This window comes from Streptomyces sp. NPDC056296 (genome assembly GCF_042268605.1).
Taxonomy (GTDB): Bacteria; Actinomycetota; Actinomycetes; order Streptomycetales; family Streptomycetaceae; genus Streptomyces.
This window is the reverse complement of the sequence record NZ_JBHJRX010000006.1, coordinates 160,010-180,335: the sequence shown is the minus strand read 5'-3', so window position 1 is coordinate 180,335 and position 20,326 is coordinate 160,010. Positions and strand designations below refer to the sequence as shown.

At 72.2% G+C, this 20,326-nt stretch carries 21 protein-coding genes; 7 read left to right on the top strand and 14 right to left on the bottom strand.

The annotated features are described in order from the left end of the window. Window positions 1-32: 32 nt before the first annotated feature. Window positions 33-488: an RpiB/LacA/LacB family sugar-phosphate isomerase gene (locus ACFCZF_RS06680; protein WP_376670723.1), complete on the top strand. Its 456-nt coding sequence runs from the start codon at window positions 33-35 to the stop codon at window positions 486-488. Between the two features lie 79 nt (window positions 489-567). Here ACFCZF_RS06680 and rocD read toward each other — a convergent pair whose 3' ends face one another. The 3 genes from rocD to ACFCZF_RS06665 all read right to left on the bottom strand — a co-directional run bounded on the left by rocD (window position 568) and on the right by ACFCZF_RS06665 (window position 3,278). Further along, window positions 568-1,788, bottom strand: coding sequence for an ornithine--oxo-acid transaminase (gene rocD, locus ACFCZF_RS06675; RefSeq protein WP_375920737.1), 1,221 nt, complete (start codon window positions 1,786-1,788; stop codon window positions 568-570). Then, entirely contained in the window at window positions 1,785-2,624 is an 840-nt protein-coding gene (gene ddaH / locus ACFCZF_RS06670; protein WP_376670722.1) for a dimethylargininase, read from the bottom strand. The genes rocD and ddaH overlap by 4 nt, the downstream gene beginning before the upstream one ends. Before the next feature lie 126 nt (window positions 2,625-2,750). Then, window positions 2,751-3,278 (bottom strand): Lrp/AsnC family transcriptional regulator, encoded by a 528-nt coding sequence (locus ACFCZF_RS06665; RefSeq protein ID WP_376670721.1) that lies wholly within the window; start codon window positions 3,276-3,278, stop codon window positions 2,751-2,753. A 77-nt stretch (window positions 3,279-3,355) separates the two neighbouring features. On the opposite strand from ACFCZF_RS06665, the gene ACFCZF_RS06660 reads away from it, so the two are divergent. The 4 genes from ACFCZF_RS06660 to ACFCZF_RS06645 are packed head-to-tail and all read left to right on the top strand — an operon-like array spanning window position 3,356 to window position 7,498. Continuing rightward, window positions 3,356-4,114: a LytR/AlgR family response regulator transcription factor gene (locus tag ACFCZF_RS06660; protein ID WP_376670720.1), complete on the top strand. Its 759-nt coding sequence runs from the start codon at window positions 3,356-3,358 to the stop codon at window positions 4,112-4,114. A 3-nt stretch (window positions 4,115-4,117) separates the two neighbouring features. Continuing rightward, entirely contained in the window at window positions 4,118-4,477 is a 360-nt protein-coding gene (locus tag ACFCZF_RS06655; RefSeq protein ID WP_310874557.1) for a hypothetical protein, read from the top strand. A gap of 28 nt (window positions 4,478-4,505) precedes the next feature. Next, window positions 4,506-6,284, top strand: a complete 1,779-nt coding sequence (locus ACFCZF_RS06650; protein WP_376670719.1) for a cation acetate symporter — start codon at window positions 4,506-4,508, stop codon at window positions 6,282-6,284. An 8-nt stretch (window positions 6,285-6,292) separates the two neighbouring features. Further along, complete coding sequence (locus ACFCZF_RS06645) at window positions 6,293-7,498, top strand: sensor histidine kinase (RefSeq protein WP_375920749.1); 1,206 nt, start codon at window positions 6,293-6,295, stop codon at window positions 7,496-7,498. A gap of 24 nt (window positions 7,499-7,522) precedes the next feature. Here ACFCZF_RS06645 and ACFCZF_RS06640 read toward each other — a convergent pair whose 3' ends face one another. The 6 genes from ACFCZF_RS06640 to ACFCZF_RS06615 form a co-directional block, all read right to left on the bottom strand. Further along, the gene (locus ACFCZF_RS06640) at window positions 7,523-7,693 is read right to left on the bottom strand and encodes a hypothetical protein (protein WP_107291848.1); all 171 of its coding nucleotides are present in this window, start codon (window positions 7,691-7,693) and stop codon (window positions 7,523-7,525) included. A 13-nt stretch (window positions 7,694-7,706) separates the two neighbouring features. Then, window positions 7,707-9,374, bottom strand: coding sequence for a septum formation family protein (locus ACFCZF_RS06635; protein ID WP_376670718.1), 1,668 nt, complete (start codon window positions 9,372-9,374; stop codon window positions 7,707-7,709). Between the two features lie 58 nt (window positions 9,375-9,432). Next, on the bottom strand, window positions 9,433-10,383 hold the full coding sequence (locus tag ACFCZF_RS06630) for a cytochrome c oxidase assembly protein (RefSeq protein WP_376670717.1): 951 nt from the start codon (window positions 10,381-10,383) through the stop codon (window positions 9,433-9,435). Between the two features lie 186 nt (window positions 10,384-10,569). Continuing rightward, complete coding sequence (locus ACFCZF_RS06625; protein WP_376670716.1) at window positions 10,570-11,595, bottom strand: 6-phosphofructokinase; 1,026 nt, start codon at window positions 11,593-11,595, stop codon at window positions 10,570-10,572. Window positions 11,596-11,761: 166 nt separating this feature from the next. Beyond that, entirely contained in the window at window positions 11,762-12,490 is a 729-nt protein-coding gene (locus ACFCZF_RS06620) for a type 1 glutamine amidotransferase (protein ID WP_376670715.1), read from the bottom strand. A gap of 23 nt (window positions 12,491-12,513) precedes the next feature. Next, complete coding sequence (locus ACFCZF_RS06615) at window positions 12,514-13,752, bottom strand: MurT ligase domain-containing protein (RefSeq protein ID WP_310874562.1); 1,239 nt, start codon at window positions 13,750-13,752, stop codon at window positions 12,514-12,516. A 169-nt stretch (window positions 13,753-13,921) separates the two neighbouring features. Between ACFCZF_RS06615 and def the strand changes: the two genes are divergently transcribed. Then, window positions 13,922-14,461: a peptide deformylase gene (gene def, locus ACFCZF_RS06610; RefSeq protein WP_376670714.1), complete on the top strand. Its 540-nt coding sequence runs from the start codon at window positions 13,922-13,924 to the stop codon at window positions 14,459-14,461. Window positions 14,462-14,982: 521 nt separating this feature from the next. On the opposite strand, the gene ACFCZF_RS06605 is transcribed toward def, so the two are convergent. Further along, window positions 14,983-15,639, bottom strand: coding sequence for a TetR family transcriptional regulator (locus ACFCZF_RS06605; protein ID WP_375920707.1), 657 nt, complete (start codon window positions 15,637-15,639; stop codon window positions 14,983-14,985). 168 nt (window positions 15,640-15,807) lie between these two features. Here ACFCZF_RS06605 and ACFCZF_RS06600 point away from each other — a divergent pair, with 168 nt between their 5' ends. Next, window positions 15,808-17,034, top strand: a complete 1,227-nt coding sequence (locus tag ACFCZF_RS06600) for an acyl-CoA dehydrogenase family protein (RefSeq protein ID WP_376670713.1) — start codon at window positions 15,808-15,810, stop codon at window positions 17,032-17,034. 27 nt (window positions 17,035-17,061) lie between these two features. On the opposite strand, the gene ACFCZF_RS06595 is transcribed toward ACFCZF_RS06600, so the two are convergent. The 4 genes from ACFCZF_RS06595 to ACFCZF_RS06580 form a co-directional block, all read right to left on the bottom strand. Next, window positions 17,062-17,607 carry a cupin domain-containing protein gene (locus ACFCZF_RS06595; RefSeq protein WP_375920702.1) on the bottom strand — a complete coding sequence of 182 codons (546 nt, stop codon included), beginning with the start codon at window positions 17,605-17,607 and terminating at the stop codon, window positions 17,062-17,064. Beyond that, window positions 17,604-18,824 carry a cytochrome P450 gene (locus ACFCZF_RS06590; protein WP_375920699.1) on the bottom strand — a complete coding sequence of 407 codons (1,221 nt, stop codon included), beginning with the start codon at window positions 18,822-18,824 and terminating at the stop codon, window positions 17,604-17,606. The genes ACFCZF_RS06595 and ACFCZF_RS06590 overlap by 4 nt, the downstream gene beginning before the upstream one ends. Next, window positions 18,821-19,975 carry a type III polyketide synthase gene (locus tag ACFCZF_RS06585; RefSeq protein WP_375920696.1) on the bottom strand — a complete coding sequence of 385 codons (1,155 nt, stop codon included), beginning with the start codon at window positions 19,973-19,975 and terminating at the stop codon, window positions 18,821-18,823. The genes ACFCZF_RS06590 and ACFCZF_RS06585 overlap by 4 nt, the downstream gene beginning before the upstream one ends. A 90-nt stretch (window positions 19,976-20,065) precedes the next feature. Next, window positions 20,066-20,302, bottom strand: coding sequence for a DUF6213 family protein (locus ACFCZF_RS06580; RefSeq protein WP_030969080.1), 237 nt, complete (start codon window positions 20,300-20,302; stop codon window positions 20,066-20,068). Between the last annotated feature and the right edge of the window lie 24 nt (window positions 20,303-20,326).

Here is a 20,326-nt window from a genome sequence, read left to right as displayed (position 1 = left end):
CGCGCGGACGGGCGCGTGAGTACGCTGCGCGCATGCGTATCTCCGTCTCCTCCGACATGGACGAACCCGTCGCCCGCCTCCTCGTCGAGGAACTGCGCGGACGGGGCCACGAGGTGCTGGCGCACGGCGCGCTGCGGCCCGGGGCCGACTCTCAGTGGGCGGTGTGCTCGGAGCGGGCGGCGCGTGAGGTCGCCGACGGCACGGCCGACCAGGCGGTGGTGTGCTGCTGGACCGGCACGGGCGCGTCGATCGCCGCGAACAAGGTGCCGGGCGTACGGGCGGCCCTGTGCGCGGACGCGTACACGGCGGACGGGGCCCGCCGCTGGAACGACGCCAATGTGCTCGCGCTCAGTCTGCGGCTGACGTCGGCGCCGCTGCTGCGGGAGATCCTCGACGCCTGGTTCGCGGGCGAGCCCGGCGAGGACGCCGAGGACCGGGACAACGTGACACACGTGGAGCGGCTCGACCGGGGCCGAGCCGCTCCGTGACAGGACCTCCGGGCGGGGTCAGGTCGTCAGCGGTCAGGACGTCAGGAGTCAGGAGTCAGGACGTCAGGACGTCAGGACGTCAGGACGTCAGGACCTTCTCCAGCGTCCCGAGCGCACCTTCCAGCTCCTCACCGGTGACGGTCAGCGGCGGCGCCAGGCGGATCGTGGAGCCGTGCGTGTCCTTGACGAGGATGCCCTCGCGCATCAGACGCTCGCTGATCTCGCGGCCCGTGCCGAGCGCCGGGTCGACGTCGACGCCCGCCCACAGCCCGCGCGCGCGGAAACCGACGACGCCCCTGCCGACCAGGGCGGTCAGCCCCTCGCGCAGCACCGCGCCCAGCTCGGTCGCCCGGCGCTGGAACTCGCCCGTCTCCAGCAACTCCACCACCGCCGTGCCGACCGCGGCCGCCAGCGGATTGCCGCCGAACGTCGAACCGTGCTCGCCCGGGTGCAGCACACCGAGCACCTCCCGGCTGCCGACCACCGCCGACACCGGGACGATGCCGCCGCCCAGCGCTTTGCCGAGCAGCACCACGTCCGGCACCACCGACTCGTGCTCGACGGCGAGGGTGCGCCCCGTGCGGCCGAGACCCGACTGGATCTCGTCCGCGACGAAGAGGCACCCGGCCCGGCGGGTCAGCTCCCGTACGCCGGCCAGATAGCCGTCGTCCGGGATCAGCACGCCCGCCTCGCCCTGGATCGGCTCGATCAGCACGGCCGCCGTCGTCTCGTCGACCGCCGCCTCCATCGCCGCCAGGTCGTTGTACGGGACGACCCGGAAGCCGGGCGTGAAGGGGCCGAAGCCGGAGCGGGCCGTCTCGTCCGTGGAGAAGCTCACGATCGTCGTCGTACGGCCGTGGAAGTTGTCCGCCGCGACGACGATCGTCGCCCGGTCGGCCGGGACGCCCTTCACGTCGTAGGCCCACTTGCGGGCCACCTTGATGCCGCTCTCCACCGCCTCCGCGCCGGTGTTCATCGGCAGCACCATGTCCGTGCCGGTCAGCGCGGCCAGCCGCTCGGCGAAGGACGCGAGCCGGTCGTTGTGGAAGGCGCGGGAGGTGAGGGTCAGCCGGTCCAGCTGGCGGTGGGCGGCGTCGACCAGCGCCGGGTGGCGGTGGCCGAAGTTGAGCGCCGAGTAGCCGGCCAGCATGTCCAGGTAGCGGCGGCCCTCCACGTCCTCGACCCAGGCGCCCTCCGCGCGGGCCACGACCACGGGCAGCGGGTGGTAGTTGTGCGCGAGGACGGGCTCCTCCGCGCGGATCAGCTCCTCGGAGCCCCGGTTGCGGGCGGGTGCGGTCATGAGCGGATCTCCCGGATCTCCTGGGTGCAGCACTTGATGCCGCCACCCGCCTTGTGGAACTCGGACAGGTCGACGGGGACGGGGACGTAGCCGAGGCCGGCGAGCTGATCGGCGAGTTCCCGGGCCCCGGGCGAGATGAACACGTGCCGCCCGTCGCAGACGGAGTTGAGCCCGAACGCCATGGCGTCCTCGCGGGTGGCGATCACCGCGTCCGGGTAGAGCCGCTCCAGCACCTCACGGCTGCCGGGCGAGAAGGCCCCGGGGTAGTAGGCGACGTTCCCGGGGGTCCCGTCGCTGCCGTCGTCGAGCACGAACAGGGCCGTGTCCAGATGGTAGAAGTACGGATCCACGAGCGTCAGCGAGATCACCGGTACGCCGAAGAACTCCTGCACCTCGCGATGCGCCTCACGGGTCGTACGGAACCCCGTGCCGGCCAGGATCCAGCGGCCGGCCGGGACCAGGTCGCCCTCGCCCTCGCAGACCGCCTCGGGGTGGTGGACCTCGAAGCCCTCCGTCTTGAACCACGCCTCATAGGGCACGGACTCGGGACGCCGCTCGGGCGCGTGGAAGCGGGAGCCGAAGACCCGGCCCTCGACGACGACCGCGCAGTTCGCGGCGAAGACCATGTCGGGCAGGCCCGGGACCGGTCCGACGGCGTCGACGGTGTGGCCGTGGGTGCGGTAGGCGTCGACCAGTGCCTGCCACTGGTCCAGGGCGCGGATGACGTCGACCGGTCGGCCGGTCGACATCCACGGGTTGATCGCGTACTGCACGGCGAAGTGTCTGGGTTCGCAGACCAGGAAGCGCCGCCGGCGCGGCACACGTGATTCGGGCACAGAGGGGTTCCTCCGCTTCCTGACAGATTGTGACTGAGGGATGACACCACGGTAGAAAGCGAAGGAGACGGACGACAAGCGACAAAAGCTGCGTGTTGGCGCAGTATCGCTGCGTCCTGAGCCAGGTCAGCGCACGTCTGCTGCGCCCTCGGCCGGGCCGGGTGCCCCGCCTTCGGGTGCCGGAAGGCTCGCGCCGGCCTCCGGAGCGTCCTGGATCAGATGGGACAGCACCATCACACTGATGGTCTTCCGGATGAACGGCTCGGCCCGGATCCGCTCCAGCACCTCCTCGAAGTGCTCCACGTCCCGCGCCCGCACATGCAGCAACGCGTCCGCACCGCCGGTCACCGTCATCGCCGCCGTGATCTCCGGATAGCCGCGCGCGACCTCCGCGAGCCGCCTCGGCGGGGCCGCCCCCTCGCAGTAGACCTCCACGTACGCCTCGGTGCGCCAGCCCAGCGCGGAAGGGCGCACCGTCGCCGTGAACCCGGTGATCACACCGGTCTCGCGCAGCCGGTCCACCCGGCGCTTGACCGCCGTCGAGGACAGCCCGACCTCCGCGCCGATCTCCGCGAAGGACGTCCTGGCGTTCGCCACCAGGGCGGTGACGATCTTCCGGTCTAGTTCGTCGAACGGGGTGGGCCTGCTGTTCATGCGGGCACTGTATCCAGCGGATACGTCCGCGACGGGAACGTGTGCAGGCGTACGGATTGCTCCTACACTCCAGCCTCATGCTGCGCGCCCTCGCTGTCGACGACGAACGCCCCACGCTCGAGGAACTCGTGTTCCTGCTGAACGCCGATCCCCGCATCGGTACGGCGGAGGGCGCGGGCGACGCGACCGAGGCGCTGCGCCGCATCAACCGCGCCCTGGAGTCGGGCCCCGACGGTCCGGACGCCATCGACGTCGTCTTCCTCGACATCCAGATGCCGGGCCTGGACGGACTCGACCTGGCCCGGCTGCTGAGCGGGTTCGCCCGGCCGCCGCTGGTCGTGTTCGTCACCGCGCACGAGGACTTCGCCGTGCAGGCCTTCGACCTCAAGGCCGTCGACTACGTCCTCAAACCCGTCCGCAGGGAACGGCTCGCCGAGGCGGTCCGCCGCGCCGTCGAACGCCGGGGCACCACGACCCCCGCTCCGCGCATACCCGTGCACGAACCCGACCCCGACCACATCACCGTGGAACTCGGCGGCGTCACCCGCTTCGTCCCCGTCGAGGACATCACCCACGTCGAGGCCCAGGGCGACTACGCCCGCCTGCACACCGACCGGGGCAGCCACCTCGTCCGCATCCCCCTGTCCACCCTGGAGGAGCGCTGGCGCGCCCGCGGTTTCGTCCGCATCCACCGCCGCCACCTCGTCGCCCTGCGCCACATCGGCGAACTCCGACTCGACGCCGGCAGCGTCAGCGTCCTGGTCGGCACCGAGGAACTCCAGGTCAGCCGGCGCCACTCCCGCGAACTGCGGGACCTGCTCATGCGGAGGCCGTGAGACATGCCCCAGGACCCCACCGAACGCCGCGTCACCGTCACCGGCCCGCCCAGGCGCACCCGACGGGCCTCCGGGTACTACCGCCCGCGCACCGAGATCGACGAGCAGACCACCCTCGGGCACACCTACGTCCGCTCCCTCATGCGCAGCCAGCTGCGCGCCGGCCTCACCGCCTTCGCGGTCCTCGGACTCCTCGTCGGACCGCTGCCGCTGCTGTTCGCGGCGATGCCCGACGCCCGCCGCCTGGAATGGGCCGTCCTCGGCTTCGGCCTGTACGCCCCGCTGGTCCTCCTCGCCCGCTGGTACGTGCGCCGCGCCGAACGCAACGAACGCGACTTCGTCCGCCTCGTCGAGGACCGATGACCTTGTCCAGCGAGGCCGTGAAGGCGCCATGAACTCCAGCTACGCCATACCCGCCGTCGCCCTCGTCGTGGTCGCCACCGTCCTCGTGGGCGCCTTCGGCCTGCGCATCTCCCGCACCACCTCCGACTTCTACGTCGCCTCCCGCACCGTCGGCCCCCGCCTGAACGCCGCCGCCATCAGCGGCGAGTACCTCTCCGCCGCGTCCTTCCTCGGCATCGCGGGCCTGGTCCTGGTCCAGGGCCCCGACATGCTCTGGTACCCCGTCGGCTACACCGCCGGCTATCTGGTCCTGCTGCTCTTCGTCGCCGCCCCGCTGCGCCGCTCCGGCGCCTACACGCTGCCCGACTTCGCCGAGGCCCGGCTCGCCTCCCAGGCGGTACGGCGGCTCGCGGGGGCCTTCGTCGTCGGCGTCGGCTGGCTGTACCTGCTGCCCCAGCTCCAGGGCGCCGGACTGACCCTGACCGTGCTGAGCGGGGCGCCCGACTGGCTGGGCGGGGTGATCGTCGCCGTCGTCGTCACCGCCATCGTCGCCGCCGGCGGCATGCGCAGCATCACCTTCGTCCAGGCCTTCCAGTACTGGCTGAAACTCACCGCCCTGCTCGTCCCCGCCCTCTTCCTGGTGCTGGCCTGGCAGGGCGACGGCGCCCCTGGCCGGCCCTTCGACGAACCCGCCACCTTCCGCGAGCAGCGCTCCGTCCGGGTCGACGACAGCCTCACCCTCAAGCTCGACCGTCCGCTGACCGTCACCGTCGACGGCACCGTGGACGGCCGCACCCACGACGACGCCCGGATCGGCCTGCCCACCGGTACCCATCACATCGAGTCCGGCACCCGGCTCACCTTCGCCGAGGACACCCCGGTCCCGGCCGCCGGACGCGGCGCCGACGACGCCCTGTCGCCCTCCCGGGCCGAGAGCCGCACCGAGCGCCCGCTGTACGCCACGTACGGACTGATCCTCGCCACCTTCCTCGGCACCATGGGCCTGCCGCACGTCGTGGTCCGCTTCTACACCAGCCCGCACGGCGTCGCCGCCCGCCGCACCACCGTCGCCGTGCTCGGCCTGATCGGCGCCTTCTACCTGCTGCCGCCCGTCTACGGCGCCCTCGGCCGCCTGTACGCCCCCGAGCTGACCCTCACCGGCGACGCCGACGCCGCCGTCCTGCTGCTGCCCGACCGGGTGATCGGGGGAGTGGGCGGCGACCTGCTCGGCGCCCTGGTGGCGGGCGGTGCCTTCGCCGCGTTCCTGTCGACCGCGTCGGGGCTGACCATGGCCGTCGCGGGCGTCCTCACCCAGGACGTGCTGCCGTCCCGTGCCGTACCGCACTTCCGGCTCGGCACCGTCCTCGCCATGGCCGTACCGCTGGCGGCGAGCGCGCTGGTCGGCGGGCTGCCGGTCGCCGACGCCGTCGGCCTCGCCTTCGCCGTGTCCGCCTCCTCCTTCTGCCCGCTGCTCGTCCTCGGCATCTGGTGGCGGCGGCTGACCCCGCCCGGCGCGGCGGCCGGGATGCTGGTGGGCGGCGGCTCAGCCCTGCTCGCCGTCGCCGCCACCATGGGCGGCTTCCCGGGTGGCGGCGATGCGCTGCACGCGCTGCTGGCCTGGCCCGCGCTCTGGTCGGTGCCGCTGGGCTTCCTCACCATGGTGCTGGTCTCCCTGGCCACCCCGGGCCGGGTACCGGCCGGAACGGCGGCGATCCTGGCCCGCTTCCACCTGCCGGAAGAGCTGCGCGCGGAGGAACTGCGCACGGAGGACCTGCGCAGAGACGAACTGCGCGCCGCGGAGGACCTGCGCAAGGAGGCGGCTCCGTGAGCGGCTCCATGGGCGGTTTCCTCGCGGGCCTCGCCGTCGCCCTGCTCCCCCTGCTGGCGGCGGGCTTCTGGCTGGGGCGGCGCACGGCCCGCCCGCAGAACCTCGGTGGCCTCGGCACCCCGGTCGAGCACGCCACCTTCCAGACCCTGCACACCGCGTCCCTGGCCACACCCCCGCTGCGCGGCGGCCTGACCGAGGAGACCGCGGGGAAGTCGGCCCGCAAGCTGCGCTCCCTGCTCGGCACGGACGCGCTGTGCCTGACCGACCTCAAGGAGGTCCTGGTCTGGGACGGCGTGGGCGCCCACCACCGCTCGGAGATCATGGAACGTCTCGCAGGACCGCTGGAGACCGGCCGCGGCGAGGCCTTCCCGCTCACCTGCGACACCCCCGACTGCTCGGTGCGCTGGGCGGTGGTCGCCCCGCTCACCGTCGACGACCGGGTGCACGGCGCCCTCGTCGCGTGCGCGCCCCGCGAGTCCGCCGTCCTGGTCCGGGCCGCCGGCGAGGTCGCCCGCTGGGTCTCCGTCCAGCTGGAGCTGGCCGACCTCGACCAGTCCCGCACCCGGCTCATCGAGGCCGAGATCAAGGCGCTGCGGGCGCAGATCTCCCCGCACTTCATCTTCAACTCGCTCGCGGTGATCGCGTCCTTCGTGCGCACCGACCCCGAGCGCGCCCGCGAGCTGCTCCTGGAGTTCGCCGACTTCACCCGCTACTCGTTCCGCCGGCACGGCGACTTCACCACCCTCGCCGACGAACTGCACGCCATCGACCACTACCTGGCGCTGGTGCGGGCCCGCTTCGGCGACCGCCTCGCCGTCACCCTCCAGGTGGCCCCCGAGGTGCTGCCGGTCGCGCTGCCCTTCCTGTGCCTCCAGCCGCTCGTCGAGAACGCCGTCAAGCACGGCCTTGAGGGCAAGTCCGACCGGTGCCGCATCCAGATCACCGCACAGGACGCGGGCGCCGAGGCCCTCGTCGTCATCGAGGACGACGGCGCCGGCATGGACCCGGGCCTGCTGCGCCGCATCCTGGCGCGCGAGGTCAGCCCGTCGGGCGGCATCGGGCTGTCCAACGTCGACGACCGGCTCCGCCAGGTCTACGGAGACGACCACGGCCTGGTCATCGAGACGGCCGTCGGCGCGGGCATGAAGATCACGGTCCGGCTGCCGAAGTACCAGCCGGGCGTGCACTCGGCGGGCAGGCTCGGCCGCGAGTGAGTCGCCGTGCGCCCCGCACGGGGCTCAGGCGCTGCGCGTGGCCACCATCCCCAGGGTGATCAGACCCAGCACGACCCAGCCGAACCACAGCCAGCCGTTGCTCCCGAGCGCCACCGTGTAGGCCGTCACAGCGACCAGGCCGCCGATGGTGAGCGCCCCCATCGTCTTCGTGGAACTGTCCGTGGAACCGGGCATCGCAACACCCTCCTCATGGTCCGTTCCCTTCCATGGTGCCCCCGTTCTGCCTCCGTACGGTGCAGACAGCGAGATGTGAGCCGGATTTCCAGGCCCCCGCAGCCGTCCGGGACCCGGCCTCGTACACGGAGGGGTCGAATCCGTAGTCGTGCGGCGGCACCTCCCGCGCACACGCGCGGTCCGCCGCCGCGGGAGCCTCGGCGAGCGTGACGTCGGAGGCCAATCGGGTGAATCCGAGCACCTGGGCGTCGTACCGGCCCGCGCAGGACACCAGCCGGACCTCCCGCGCGGAGCGCACGTCCAGGCAGTCCCGGCGCTGCATGGTCGCGGTGTCCGCGAACACCGAACCGGGCTCGCGATGCCGCCCGAGCGGCCCGTACACCGGCCCGTGCGCGCCCAGCACCAGGCAGGCGGTGCGCCTGCGGGCGGTCTCTAATCCGTCGTCGGCCGGGACCACCGCCACACCGCGCACCCCGGCCAGCCGGCCCCGGACCTCCCGCGTCCGCTCCTCGCACCGCGTCGGCCCCAGCTCGCGGGCCTCCTCGGCGGAGGAGGCGGGCACGAACGCCATCACCTGGCCGTCGGGCGCCTTGTTCCGGCAGCCCGGGTCCACGGTGAGGCGCGGTGTCCCCGCGAACCGGGTGCCGCCCGGCCACCGGGCGCGGACGCAGTCCCCGTCCTCCAGCGGCGCCACGAGCCCCACGGCGTCGCCGTACGGTGCCCCGGTCCCGTCGGCCGCCCGGTCGGCCAGGGCGTACCAGACGCCGCCCAGGGCGAGGACCAGACCGAGCCCGCCGGCCAGAGCGGCACGTAGGGCCCGCGGGCGCGGGCGCCGGTGCCCGGCGGGGGAGGTGGCGGCAGCCTGCCGAGCGGCGGCGGCAGTCGGGCGATCGGCGGCAGTCGGGCGGGGCACGGGTGTGGGCGGTGCGGACCAGGGCGGCCGCGATCCCGGGTCGGTCCGCGGCCGGACGTACGCATCGGTCTGCGGCGTGACGATCCACGCCAGTTCCGCCTCCGCCTCGGCCGCCGTGATGCGGGGCCCCGGGGCCCCGCCCAGCAGCCTCTCCAGCAGGGGCCCCAGGGCACCGGCGCGTACGGGCACCTTCGTGTGGGAGTGCTCGCGGCCCTCGACGGCGTAATGGAGCGTGCGGCCCAGCGCGAGAAGACCGTTCCCGTCTCCGTCCCCGTTCCCGTCCTCGTCCCCGGCCCGGTCCAGGAGCAGGATCCTGCCGTACGGCGCGCCGTGGCGGTCGGGCGCCAGCAGGATGTCGGCGGGCCCTACCTGCCGGTGCGGCACACCCGGCTCGTTCCCGGCGGTCGGCGCGTCGAGCACGGAGAGCACGGAGAGCACGGCGAGCACGGCGAGTCCGATCCGGGCGCACTCGGCCGGTGCCAGCGGACCGCGCCGGGCGACCAGTTCCCTCAGGTCGACGGCGCCCGCCACGTACTCCATGACGGTCCACGGCACGCCCTCGTGCTCCACCACGTCATGAACGGTCACCACGTGCGGATGGTCGCCCGGCCGTGGCAGGTCCTGGAACCCGGCTTGGACGGCCTTCAGCGCGACCTCGCAGCCCAGCCGCTGATCGTGCGCGAGCCACACCCGGTCCGACCCGCCGTCGCCGAGCGGGCGCAGCAGCAGATAGCGGCCGGCGACGACCCGGCCCACGTGACGTGCCATACCGCTCCCCCCGGGCGGTTCCCCCGACGCGCCACATGCTACTGAACGGAGCCGCCGTTCAGCCGCCGCGTGTGTTCAGTGAGGCCAGATAGGCGTTGTACGCCTGAAGTTCCTTGTCGCCGTCGCGGTCGGCGGCCCGGTCGCTGCGCCGGGCCTGCCGCTCCTCCGAGGCGTACCACTGGAACAGCAGCGCGAGCAGCACCAGCACGGACGGGACCTCGCTGAAGGCCCAGGCGATGCCGCCGGCCGCGTTCTGGTCGGAGAACGCGTCGATGCCGAGCGACGCGGGCGGGTTCTTGAACGTCTCGACCATGGGCGAGGACGCCATCATCAGCGCGATGCCGAAGAACGCGTGGAACGGCATGCCCGCGAACAGCTCCAGCATCCGCATCAGATAGCCCGGCCGGTGCGGGCCCGGGTCGACGCCCATGATCGGCCAGAAGAACACCAGCCCGACGGCGAGGAAGTGCACCATCATCCCGATGTGCCCGACCTTGGATCCCATCAGGAAGTCGAAGAGGGGAGTGAAGTACAGCCCGTACAGGCTCGCGATGAACAGCGGGATGGTGAACGCGGGGTGTGTGACGATCCGCATGTAGCGGCTGTGCAGCAGCATCAGCAGCAGCTCGCGGGGGCCCTTGCTGCCACGGGCCGCCGGGGGCAGCGCGCGCAGGGTCAGGGTGATCGGCGCGCCGAGCAGCAGCAGGATCGGCGACACCATGCTGATCACCATGTGCTGCACCATGTGCACGCTGAACATGACCATGCCGTAGTCGTTGAGCTTGGTGCACATCATCAGCACGATGCTCAGCACACCGACGACGAAGGACACGGTCCGGCCCACCGGCCACTTGTCACCGCGCCGGACCAGCCGGACGACGCCCCACCCGTACAGCGCCAGCCCCAGGAGACAGGCGATCAGGAAGAAGGGGTCCGCCGACCACGCGAGACCCCGCCCCAGCGTGAACGGCGGCAGATCCATCGTCATGCCGTGCCCGCTGTGATCCATCCACCGGCTCCTGTTTCGTGGGGGTTGAACGCAGTCTGTCCGCACCAGACTAGAACCGCCCCCGGCAACTCTTGTCACCGGGGGCGTTGAGCGCCCCTCAGGGGCGCGGGGCTGTATCGATGTGCGGCTCCGCCGCGTGGGCGCGAGCAACCACGAACCACCCGCAGTCGGCGAACTACGTGAACCTCAAAGAACGCACTCCGCCTCCGCGTACCGCGAGTCCGGCACCGTCTTCAACGACTCCACCGCGTCGGCGAGCGGCACGGTCACGATGTCCGTCCCGCGCAACGCCGTCATCATCCCGAACTCCCCGCGGTGCACGGCCTCCACCGCGTGCCAGCCGAACCGGGTGGCCAGCACGCGGTCGTACGCCGTCGGCGTGCCGCCGCGCTGGACGTGCCCGAGGATCACCGGCCGGGCCTCCTTGCCGAGGCGCTCCTCCAGCTCGATCGAGAGCTGACGGGCGATCCCGGCGAAACGCTCGTGGCCGTAGACGTCCTTGCCGCCCTCGTCGAAGTCCATGGTGCCCGCCTTCGGCTTGGCACCCTCCGCGGCGACCACGATCGCGAACCGCTTGCCCGCCGAGAACCGCTCGCCGACCTTCGCGGTCAACTCGTCGATGTCGAAGGGCCGCTCCGGCACGACGACGGCGTGGGCGCCGGCCGCCATGCCCGAGTGCAGCGCGATCCAGCCGGTGTGCCGCCCCATGACCTCGACGATCAGCACCCGCTGGTGGGACTCGGCGGTGGTCTTCAGCCGGTCCAGGGCCTCGGTGGCGACGGTCACAGCCGTGTCGAAGCCGAAGGTGACGTCGGTGACCGCTATGTCGTTGTCGATGGTCTTCGGCACGCCCACGATCGGCAGACCGTTGTCGGACAGCAGCCGGGCCGCCTTGAGCGTGCCCTCGCCGCCGATGGGGATGATCGCGTCCAGGCCGAGTTCCTCGACGTGGCCGCGGGCGCGCTCGACGCCGTCCCGCAGGTGCTCGGGGCGGACCCGGGAGGAGCCCAGGATCGTGCCGCCGCGCGCCAGGATGCCGCCGACCGCGTCCAGGTCGAGCTTGAGGTAGTCGCACTCCAGGAGGCCCTTCCAGCCGTCCCGGAAGCCGATGACCTCGTCGCCGTGGTCGACGACGGCACGGTGCACGACGGACCGGATGACGGCGTTCAGGCCGGGGCAGTCGCCGCCGGACGTGAGGACACCAATGCGCATAGCCCGAAATACCTTCTCAACGTGGCACGGGTCCGGACCGCGCTGTCCGGCTCGATCCCCGCCACCCTAGCGGCACCGGGGGGCGGGACCGAACCGTGCGTCCGCCTACTGGACGTGCCCGCTCACCTGTGCGGATGAGTCATCAGACGGGCCCGCCCTATGAAGGTCAGGCAGGCTGCTGCGCGGCCGCGATGCGCTCGTTGCGGAGTGCCTCGTACCAGCGGTCGTCGGTCGGCGGCAGGGCGTTCACGTCGAGGGCCAGCTTCAGCAGCAGGTCCGCGATCTGCGGGTTGCGCGCCAGCACCGGGCCGTGCATGTACGTGCCGAAGACCGTGTCGTTGTACGCGCCCTCCGTGCCGTCGCCCGTGCCGTTGCCGTTGCCGAAGCGGACCTGGGCGAGAGGGCGGGCGCCGGGGCCGATGTGCGTGATGCCCTGGTGGTTCTCGAAGCCGGTCAGCGGCGGCAGGCCCAGGCGCGGGTCGATGTCGCCGAGGACGTCGCCGACGCACCGGGCGCCGTCGCCGCGGGTGGAGACCACGTCGAGCAGGCCGAGGCCCGGCTCGCGCTGGCCCAGGTCGTTGATGAACTCCTGGCCCAGGATCTGGTAGCCGGCGCAGACGGAGAAGACGATCGCGCCGTTCTCCACGGCCCGGTACAGGCCGCCGTCCCGGCGCAGCCGCTCGGCCGCGAGCCGCTGCGGGCGGTCCTCACCGCCGCCGATCAGGTAGATGTCGCCGGAGGTCGGGATCGGCTGGTCGCTGCGCACGTCGAGCCGGGCCACGTCGAGGCCGCGCTGGCGGGCCCGGCGCTCCACGACGAGGGCGTTGCCCTGATCGCCGTACGTGCTGAGGAGGTCCGGGTAGATCCAGACGATCCGCAGTTGGTTGTCGCTCACGAAAGTCCCCTGAAGTCTCGCGGTCAGTTGCCGACGCGGCGGCGCAGGTCCTGGAAGGCGGTGTAGTTCGCGATGACCTCGATCCGGCCGGGCGGGCACAGCTGCACCGCCTGGTCGAGGTCCTCGCACACCTGGAACTGCTGGTTCGCGACCTCCAGGCGCACCGCGAGGTCCAGCTTCCGGTCGCCGACCACGCAGATCGGGTGGCCGGTCAGCCGGGTGTAGTCCACGTCCCACAGCCAGGACGTGTCCGTGCCGTCGGCGCCGCGCGCGTTCACCGAGAGGATCACCGGGGTCGGCGGCGGGTCGATCAGGGAGAAGGTCTCCAGCCAGCCCGCCGGGTTCTTGGCGAGCAGCAGACGCAGGTCACGGCCCTGGAACTGCACGACGTCGTAGCGTCCGGCGACCGCCTGCACCTGGTACATGCGCTCCAGGGCGACCTGCGGCGGCACCCCGAACACGGCGGCGACGGCGGCCGAGGAGGCGGCGTTGGCCTTGTTGGCGCGGCCCGGCAGCTGGAGGTGGATCGGCCAGGCCGAGCCGTGCGGGTCGAGGACGTGGTCGCCGGACAGGGCCCAGCTCGGCGTCGGCCGGCGGAAGCCGCACTCGCCGCAGAACCAGTCGTCGCCCGGACGCTGCATCACACCGCCGCAGGCCGGGCATGACCAGGCGTCGTCCTTCCACATCTGCCCGGCGGCGACCCAGATCACGTTGGGGGAGGACGACGCGGCCCACACCACCAGCGGGTCGTCGGCGTTGGCGACGATCACGGCCTTGGAACCGGTCAGGCCCTCGCGCCAGTTCTCGGCGAGCATCCGGGTCTCGGCGGCGCGGTCGAGCTGGTCGCGGGAGAGGTTCAGCAGGGCGATGCACTTCGGCTCGGTGGCCTGGGCGACGCCGACGAGGTACTTCTCGTCGACCTCGATGACGCCGTACCGGGACTCCGAGCCGGCCGCCAGGGCCGAGGTGATGCCGGCCGGCATGTTGGCGCCGAGCGCGTTGGAGACGACCGGTCCGGCCGCCTTGAGCGCCTCGGCGATGAGCCGGGTGGTGGTGGTCTTGCCGTTGGTCGCCGAGACGAGGGTCACGTCCAGGTGCTGGGCGAGCCTGGCGAGGAGGTCGGGATCGAGTCGCAGCGCGACCTTGCCGCCGATCACCGAACCGCTACCGCGCCCCGCGGCACGAGATGCCGCCGCGACCGCCTTGCCCGCGGTCACGGCGATCTTGGCCCGGGGCGTGAGCGGGTCCGAGTTGCCTGCCATCAGTTCTCGATCCTCCTTGCGTACGCGCCGCGCCTGAAGCCTGACGGCCACGTGGTGTGGACCTCAGCCTATCGAGATCCGTTCGCACTCCCGAATCGCGGCACCGGCCACGGGGTTCCGGCGGTGGGCGCGAGCCGCCGGGGGACACAGGGACCTTACTCTTGCCGCCATGCGACACGGCTCCATCCCGGGCGCCCACGGGCGCGTCCGACCCCTCGGCCTCCTCGGCGACCCCCTCCTGCACGCACCCTGCGACGAGGTGACGGACTTCGGTCCGGAACTCGCGGCGCTCGTGGAGGACTTGTTCGCGACCATGTACGCCGCCCACGGTGTCGGCCTGGCCGCGAACCAGATCGGCGAGCCGGTACGCGTCTTCGTCTACGACTGCCCGGACGACGAGGACGAGCGCCACCTCGGCCACGTGGTGAACCCGCGGCTTGTCGAGACGGACGGCGTGGTGGTGCGCGGGCCGGAGGGCTGTCTGTCGCTGCCGGGACTGGAGGCCGGGACGGAGCGTCACGACCACGCGGTCGTGGAGGGCTTCACGGTGACGGGGGAGCCGGTCACCGTGCACGGGACGGGGTTCTTCGCCCGGTGCCTCCAGCACGAGTGCGATCACCTGGAGGGCCGGGTGTACGCCGACCGTCTGGCCGGCCGGCGGCACCGGAAGCTGATGCGGCAGGTGGCGCGGGCGTCCTGGCACCGCTGAGCGTTCCAGCCGGGGGCTTCGGCGGCGGCTCCATCGGCGCGGCCGGCGCGGCTGAAGCAGTGGGGCCGCATCGGCGTGGTGCCGTCAGCGGGGCCGTGCGGGCGCGGGGGCGTCAGCAGGGGCGTGTAGGCGTGGTCGCGTAAGCGGGGCGGCCGTACCGGCGTGGTCGCGTCAGCAGGACCGTGCGGGCGTGGTGGCGTCAGCGGGGGCCGTGCGGGCGCGGGGGCGTCAGCGGGGGCGTGTAGGCGTGGTCGCGTAAGCGGGGCGGCGGTACCGGCGTGGTCGCGTCAGCAGGACCGTGCGGGCGTGGTGGCGTCAGCGGGGGCCGTGCGGGCGCGGGGGCGTGTAGGCACGGTCGCGTAAGCGGGGCGGCCGTACCGGCGTGGTCGCGTCAGCAGGACCGTGCGGGCGTGGTCTCGTAAGCGGGGCGGCCGTGTCGGCCTGGTCGCGTCAGCGGAGGCGTGTCGGCAGGCGGCTCCGGCGTGCGGGCACGTTCGGCCCGCCGGCACCGCCCGCGGCCGTCAGAACCCCGGGCCGCCCGCCTTGTCCCCGGCCGCGGCGAGGCGGCCCCACAGCAGGTCGGCCAGGGTGCGGACCAACTCCGCGCGCGAGCACGGTCGTTCGCCCAGCCACCAGTCCCCGGCGGCGTGCATCATGCCGACGATGCCGTGCCCCCACACCCGGGCCAGCTGCTGAGTGCCCGGCCCGACGTCGAGGCGCTCCTCGATGACCTGGGCCAGTTCCTCGCCCATGCGGCGCAGCAGCGGAGCCGAGTGCTTGCCGACGTCGAAACCCTGGTCGGCCTGGTCGCCCGGGGTGGTGGTGCCCTCCGCCGGATGCATCAGGAAGCGGTACACCTGCGGGCGTGCCTCGATGGCCGCCAGATAGGTGTCCAGGGTGGCCTCGACGCGTTCCCGCCGCTCCGCCGGAGCGTCCAGGGCGGCCCGCAGCGAGGCGAGGAGGGCGTCCGTGTGCCGCATGGCCAGGGCGGCGTACAGTCCGCTCTTGTCGCCGAAGTGGCGGTAGAGGATCGGTTTCGTGATGCCGGCCTCGGCGGCGATGGCGTTCATCGAGGCCTGTGGGCCGTCGCGCAGCACCACCCGGTCGGCGGCCTCCAGCAGCTCGCGCCGTCTGCGGTCGGCGGACCGCTGCTGATCGGTCCGCTGCGTGGTGTCCATGTGCTCTCCCCACCCGTGCTGGTTCGGTGACGCCTGCGCAAACTAACACCCGGCGGGCACCCGACATCGAACGGGAGGGCGACGGGGCCTCGGGAGTTGACTTTTCCTACCCACCGGTAACAGACTCGGTTACCGCAAGTAACACGCACGGGCGTCACTGGAGGGGACATGGCCGAGTTCACCATGGAGCTCAACGACGAACAGAAGGAGGTCCGGGACTGGCTGCACGGCTTCGCGGCCGACGTCATCCGCCCCGCGGCCGCCGAATGGGACGAGCGTGAGGAGACTCCCTGGCCGGTCATCCAGGAGGCCGCCAAGGTCGGCATCTACTCCCTCGACTTCTACGCCCAGCAGTACTTCGACCCCACCGGCCTCGGCATCCCCATGGCGATGGAGGAGCTGTTCTGGGGTGACGCCGGCATCGCGCTGTCCATCGTCGGCACCGGCCTCGCCGCCGTCGGCGTCCTCGCCAACGGCACCGAGGAGCAGATCGGCACCTGGATTCCCCAGATGTACGGCGACCCGAACGACGTGAAGGTCGCCGCGTTCTGCTCCTCCGAGCCCGACGCCGGCTCCGACGTGGCCGCCATGCGCACGCGTGCCGTGTACGACGAGGCCAAGGACGAGTGGGTCCTCAACGGCACCAAGACCTGGGCGACCAACGGCGGTATCGCGGGCGTCCACGTCGTGGTCGCGGTCGTCGACGCGGAGCTGGGCTCCAAGGGACACGCCTCGTTCATCATCCCGCCGAACACCCCGGGGCTGTCGCAGGGCCAGAAGTTCAAGAAGCACGGCATCCGCGCCTCGCACACCGCCGAGGTGATCCTGGACAACGTGCGCGTCCCCGGCTCCTGCCTGCTCGGCGGCAAGGAGAAGCTGGACGCGCGCCTGGCCCGGGCCCGGGAGAAGGCCAGGAAGGGCGGCGAGCGGGTGAAGAACGCCGCGATGGCCACGTTCGAGGCGTCCCGCCCGGCGGTCGGCGCCATGGCGGTCGGCACCGCGCGGGCCGCGTACGAGGTCGCCCTGGAGTACGCCCAGACCCGGGAGCAGTTCGGGCGGCCGATCATCGACAACCAGGGCGTCGCCTTCCAGCTCGCGGACATGCGGACGTCCATCGACGCGGCGCGGCTGCTGGTGTGGCGGGCCTCCTGGATGGCGATCAACGGCAGGCCGTTCACGGCGGCCGAGGGGTCGATGTCCAAGCTGTTCGCGAGTGAGACGGCGAAGAAGGTGACCGCCCAGGCGATCCAGATCCTGGGCGGCAACGGTTACACGCGGGAGTACCCCGTGGAGCGGATGCACCGCGACTCCGCGATCTACACCATCTTCGAGGGCACCAGCGAGATCCAGCGGCTGGTGATCGCGCGGACCCTGGCGGGGATGCCGATCCGCTAGGGCAGGCCCTGGGGCGGCCGGGACGAGCTAGGGCGGGCCCGGCCGGTGCCTGAGCGGCGTCAGCTGCTCGATGTCGTACTTGGCCCGCAGCGCCTCGATGGCCTCGTGGTCCGGGGGGCCGCCCTCGCCGAGGATCTCCAGGAGTTCCTCGAAGTAGCGTTCGTGGTCCGGGGGCGGGCTCGCCTGGAAGAACATCTTGGCGGGCTCGCCCGTCGGGTTCGCGAAGGCGTGCGGGCAGCCGGGAGGCACGACGATGACCGTGCCCGGGGTCGCGCGCACCACCCGGTTGCCCGAAGACGACTCCCACTTCTGCCAGTTGTCGGGGGTACGGACCCTCGGCTCGAAGGCGAGCACGTCCAACTCGCCCTCCAGCACGTAGAACAGCTCCTCGCTGCGGGTGTGCACGTGGGCGCCGACGTCGAAACCCGGCGGCACGATCACCTCGAAGGTGGAGGCCATGCGCGAGTGCGAACCGGTCACCTTGAACGTCACGTGCTGGGCGGGTGCCTGCACGACCCTCCCGTGCCCCGGCGGCACCAGCAGCCCCTCCGACACCGCCGCGAGGCCGCTCACCAGGTCACCGGCAGGGCCTCGGGCCCGCGGATGAGCGCCCCCTTCTTGAAGGGCACGTCCTCGGGCGGCACCGCGAGCTTCAGCCCCGGCACCCGGTCCAGGACCGTGTCGACGAGCAGCTCGGACTCCAGCCGGGCCAGCATGCCGCCCGGGCAGTAGTGCGGGCCGAAGCCGAAGGACACGTGCGGGTTGGGGCTGCGGGCGAAGTCGATCGCGTCCGGGTCGGGAAAGACCTCCGGGTCGCGGTTCGCGGCCAGGTACGACACGTAGACCGCGTCCCCCGCCCGCATCCGCACCCCTCCGACCTCCACGTCCTCCAGGACGATCCGGGACAGCCCGACCGCGTTGCGATGGGGAATCCAGCGCAGCAGCTCGTCGATGGCCCGGGGGCGGATCTCCGGCTCGGAGCGCAGGCGTTCGGCGAGTTCGGGACGGGTGAGCAGCAGGTAGAACATCTGCCCGCTGTTGTTCGTGACCGCCTCACCGCCGATCTGCAGCAGGACGGCGAGCCCGACGGCCTCCTCCAGGGTGATCTCGTCCCGGCCCACCGCGGCGCCCAGCAGCGAGGCGACGTCCTCGCCGGTGCTGCCCGACCGCAGCCCGATGAGATCGGCGAAGTAGGCGCTCATCTCTTGCTTGGCCCGCTCGCTGACCTCCGCGCCGTGCGACGAGGACAGGATCAGCTGGGTCCAGGTGTGCATGCTGTGCCGGTCGGAGGCCGGGACGCCCATCAGCTCGCAGATCACCGCGATGGGGAAGGGGCTCAGCACGGCCTCGGTGAGGTCGGCGGGCGGGCCGGCCTTCAGCATGGCGTCGACGAGTTCGTCGAGCATGCCGCGGGACTGCTCGCGCACGCGCTCCACGCCCCGGGCCGTGAACGCGGCGGCCACCGAGCGGCGCAGCCGGGTGTGGTCGGGCGGGTCGAGGAAGCCGACCGCGCCGCGCGCCGGGATGAAGTGCGGGGCGAGCCGGGTGACCTGCCGGTCCATGACGGCCTCGCGGCCGAACCGGGGGTCGTTGGTGACCAGGCGGACGTCGTCGTGCCGGGTCACCAGCCACGCCCAGCCCTCGCCGTTGGGCAGCGAGATACGGGTGACGGGTCCCTCACGCATCAGCTCGGTGAGGACGGGGTCGAAGTCGGTGCCGGGCAGGTCGAGGGCCGGCCAGTCCCGAACGGGCGGAGCGGTGTCGGCCCGATCGATCGTCTCTTCACTCACGCTTGCCTCACGCCTTGCATGTCGTCCGCGGTCTGCCAGCGGCCCAGGGACATCTCCGCGGTGATGCCGGGGCCGAAACCGGCCAGCAGCCCGCGCGCCCGGTCGTGGACGCCGCCTTCGTCGAAGAGCCTGCGCAGCGCGTCCAGGACGACGGCGCTGGCGATGTTGCCGTACTCGGTGAGCGTGGCCCGGCTGAACCGGAACGCGTGCCGGTCGACCTGGAGGAACTTGCTCAGGTCGTCCAGGATCCGAGGCCCACCCGCGTGGACGATGTAGAAGTCCAGGTCGGAGGCGTCCCAGCCGTGGGTGCCCGCCAGGTCCTGCAGGGCCGGTGCGAGCGGCTCCATGGTGGCCGGCACCCGCTTGTCCAGCAGGAAGTGGAAGCCGGTCGCCTTCACGTCGTACATGATCCAGTCCTCGGTCTTGGGGATCAGGTACGAGCCGTTGCGCTCCAGGCGGACACCGGTGCCGCCCTGTCCGCGGACCACCGCGGCGGCGATGCCGTCGCCGAAGAGGCCGTTGGAGAGCAGGGAGCCCACGCCGATGTCGGTGGGCTGGTAGCACAGCGAGCAGAACTCGCAGGCCACGATCAGCGCGTTGGCCTCGGGGTAGGCGGTGCAGAAGTCGTGGGCCCGGTTGATCGCCGCACCGCCGGCCGCGCACCCCAGCTGGGCGATGGGTATCTGCCGCGTGGTGCTCTCGAAGCCCATCTCGTTGATCAGCCACGCTGTCAGCGAGGGCATCATGAAGCCCGTGCACGAGACGTAGATGATCACGTCGATGTCGGTGGTGAGCAGCTCCGCGTCGTCGAGGGCCCGTTGGATCACCGCGGGGACCCGCGCCTTCGCCTCCCGCTCGTAGAGCCGGTTGCGGTCCTCGAAGCCGGGGTGCTTCAGCGTCTCCTCGATGGGCTGCACGATGTGCCGCGTGCGTACCCCGGTGTTCTCTATGAGCCGGAGGGCGAGAGGCAGTTGGGGATGGTCGGTGTGGCGCTCGCGCGCCAGCTCCAGCGTCTCCTCCATCGTGATCACGTGCTCTGGAACGGACACCGAGGGTCTGCACAAAGTCGCCATGAACCGTGCCTGCTTTCGCCTCGCGGAAGGCTCTCGCCCCCCGGCCGGAAAGTGGTGCGCCCTTTTCGGGGCGTTCACCCACGATCACTCACAGCGGCGGCGATCTCTCGCCGGACTACTCCGTCTCGGGGACCGGGGGAGGCGGGGACAGGCGCCAGGGGCGTCGGGTCAGGAGGACTGGCCGCTGCTGTGGGCGATGCACGCCACGTCGATCCGGTCGGCCAGCTTGGCGAGCTCGATGGTGAGGGCCGCGACCGTGTCCTCGTCCAGACTCTCCTCGCCGGCCTCCACCAGCCGCAGCCATCGCCCGCCCACCGTGCGCAGAAGCTTGCTCACGTCGGACGCGGCGACCTGCAGGGTGCCGCGGTCGTCGACGATCAGAGGCAGGGTCACTTCGCGGTTCACAAAGGGGATCGTAGTCGCGGAAGG